The sequence below is a fragment of the Planktothricoides sp. SR001 genome, assembly GCF_001276715.1.
GTDB classification, from domain to species: Bacteria; Cyanobacteriota; Cyanobacteriia; order Cyanobacteriales; family Laspinemataceae; genus Planktothricoides; species Planktothricoides raciborskii.
The window spans coordinates 1-2,505 of record NZ_LIUQ01000131.1; the positions used below are offsets into that span (position 1 = coordinate 1).

The window sequence follows — 2,505 nt, forward strand, 5'->3', positions numbered from 1 at the left end:
TGTTGACGATCATTCAAAACTGACCCACCTGTAAGGGGCGCGATCGAGCAAATCTGACCCACGTGTAGACACTGCCCTGCTCAATGTTTGAGCAGGGGAACCAGGAGTGATCAACGTGGGCATGTTGGCCAAGATCAGGCGAATGCACCTGAGGGATGGGAAGTCCATCCGGGAGATCAGCCGAGTCACCGGGCTGTCCAGGAATACGGTGAGAGGGTGGTTGCGCCAGCAGGACGTGACCGAGCCGAAGTACCCCAAGCGAAGCGAGGTCAGCGTCGTGGACGCCTGGGCGCAGCACCTGGAGGCGGCGCTGCGAACCGACCAGCACCGCGCGGCGCGCGAGCGGCGCACCGCCAAGGGGCTGTTCGAGCAGATCCGCGCACTCGGCTACAAGGGCAGCTACCCGCGGGTGGCGGTGTGGGTGCGCCGCTGGCGCGAGCAGCAAGCCAACGCGCCCCGGCGCGCGGCGTTCGTGCCGATGAGCTTCGAGCTGGGCGATGCGTTCCAGTTCGACTGGAGCTGCGAGTACGTCTTCGTGGGTGGCCTGCGCCGGCGCCTGGAGGTTGCGCACACCAAGCTGGCCGCCTCGCGCGCGTTCTGGCTCACGGCCTACCCGGCGCAAAGCCACGAGATGCTGTTCGATGCCCACGCCCGGGCGTTTGCCGCCTTCGGCGGAGTGCCGCGGCGCGGCATCTACGACAACATGAAGACCGCTGTGGACAAGGTGGGAACGGGCAAGGCCCGCAGCGTGAACGTGCGCTTTGCCGCCATGTGCTCGCACTACCTGTTCGATGCAGAGTTCTGCAACCCGGCCTCGGGTTGGGAGAAGGGGGTGGTGGAGAAGAACGTGCAGGACCGGCGCCGCCAGGTCTGGCGCGAGGCCGCCGAGCGGCGCTGGGCGGATCTGGAGGCGCTCAACACCTGGCTGGGCGAGCGCTGCCGCCAGTGCTGGGAGGACAGTGCCCACCCCGAGTGGCCCGAGCTCACCGTGGCCGAGGTGTTCCAGGACGAGCAGGCGCGCCTCATGCCTTGCCCAAAGCCCTTTGATGGCTATGTCGAGCAACCGGTTCGGGTCTCGGCCACCGGGCTGATCCACTTCCAGCGCAACCGCTACAGCGTGCCCACCCGCCACGTGAACGCGATCCTGAGCCTGCGGGTGTACCCGCGCGAGCTCGTGCTGGTGGCTGAAGGGGTGGAGGTGGCGCGCCATGTACGCTGCTTCGAGCGCGAGCAGACTGTCTACGACTGGCGCCACTACATCGATCTGGTGCAGACCAAGCCCGGGGCGCTGCGCAACGGCGCACCGTTCAAGACCATGCCTGAGGCGCTGCAGGCGCTGCAGGCGCTGCAGCGGCACTTGCTGCGCCACGCCGGTGGAGACCGGGTGATGACGCAGGTGCTCGCCGCTGTTCCCGTGCACGGCCTGGAAGCGGTGATCGTGGCTGCGGAGGTGGCGCTGGAGGCGCAGCGCCCAAGCGCCGAGCACGTGCTCAACGTGCTGGCCCGCCTCAAGGAGGGCTTGCCTGTGCTGCAGCCGCTGGAGGCGAACACCCCGGCGCTGCGGGAGGAGCCGCGTGCTGACGTGCAGCGCTACGACCGGCTGCGGGAGGTGCGCGCATGAGCACCGAGATCGTTGCACGCCTGAAGGCGCTCAAGCTGCACGGCATGGCCGCCAACTGGCCTGAGCTGGTGGCGCGCTGTCGCCACTCGGCGCTGGGGCCGGAAGCCCTGGTCGAGCAACTGCTCAGCGCAGAAGGTGCTGAGCGCGAGCTTCGCTCCATCAGCTACCAGATGAAGGCCGCGCGCTTCCCCGCGCACCGCGATCTGGCCAGCTTCGAGTTCGAGGGCAGCGCCATCGACGCGGAGTTGATCAATAAGCTGCACACGAGCAGCTTCACCGACTCGGCCCACAACGTGGTCTTCATCGGCGGTCCTGGGACCGGCAAGACGCACTTGGCTACAGCCCTGGGTGTTCAAGCCGTGCACCGCCACGGCAAGCGGGTGCGCTTCCACTCCACGGTGGAGCTGGTCAACGCGCTGGAGATCGAGAAAGCCCAGGGCAGAGCCGGGCAGATCGCACACCGCCTGATGTACGTGGACATGCTCATCCTGGACGAGCTGGGCTACCTGCCGTTCAGCCAGTCGGGCGGTGCGCTGCTCTTCCACCTGCTCTCCAAGCTCTACGAGCACACCAGCGTGGTCATCACCACCAACCTCAGCTTCGGGGAGTGGAGCCAGGTCTTCGGCGATGCCAAGATGACCACTGCGCTGCTCGATCGCCTCACGCATCACTGCCACATCGTGGAGACGGGAAACGAGTCCTGGCGCTTCAGGCACAGCAGCACGAGCGCTGCGCGCTCACCAACCACCAGCAAACGAAAGAAAGGAGCTAAGACGGAGAGTCCAGACAAGGACTTATCCACAGAACCGGCTGCCGTCAGGTAGCCTTGAGGGTGGGTCAAATTTGAATGATCACGACGGGTCAGTATTGGGTGATCGTCAACA

General features: G+C 66.2%; 2 protein-coding genes. Both read left to right on the forward strand.

Translation table 11 applies throughout. From position 1 onward, the window contains the following. Positions 1–115 precede the first annotated feature (115 nt). Positions 116–1,621 carry an IS21 family transposase gene (gene istA / locus AM228_RS28660; protein ID WP_054470455.1) on the forward strand — a complete coding sequence of 502 codons (1,506 nt, stop codon included), beginning with the start codon at positions 116–118 and terminating at the stop codon, positions 1,619–1,621. Further along, positions 1,618–2,445 (forward strand): IS21-like element helper ATPase IstB, encoded by an 828-nt coding sequence (istB, locus tag AM228_RS28665; RefSeq protein ID WP_054470453.1) that lies wholly within the window; start codon positions 1,618–1,620, stop codon positions 2,443–2,445. The genes istA and istB overlap by 4 nt, the downstream gene beginning before the upstream one ends. Positions 2,446–2,505 lie beyond the last annotated feature (60 nt).

What these genes read in the sequence shown, in the direction of transcription:
- istB (WP_054470453.1), top strand. Translation starts at nt 1,618, where the DNA reads ATGAGCACCGAGATCGTTGCACGCCTGAAGGCGCTCAAGCTGCACGGC.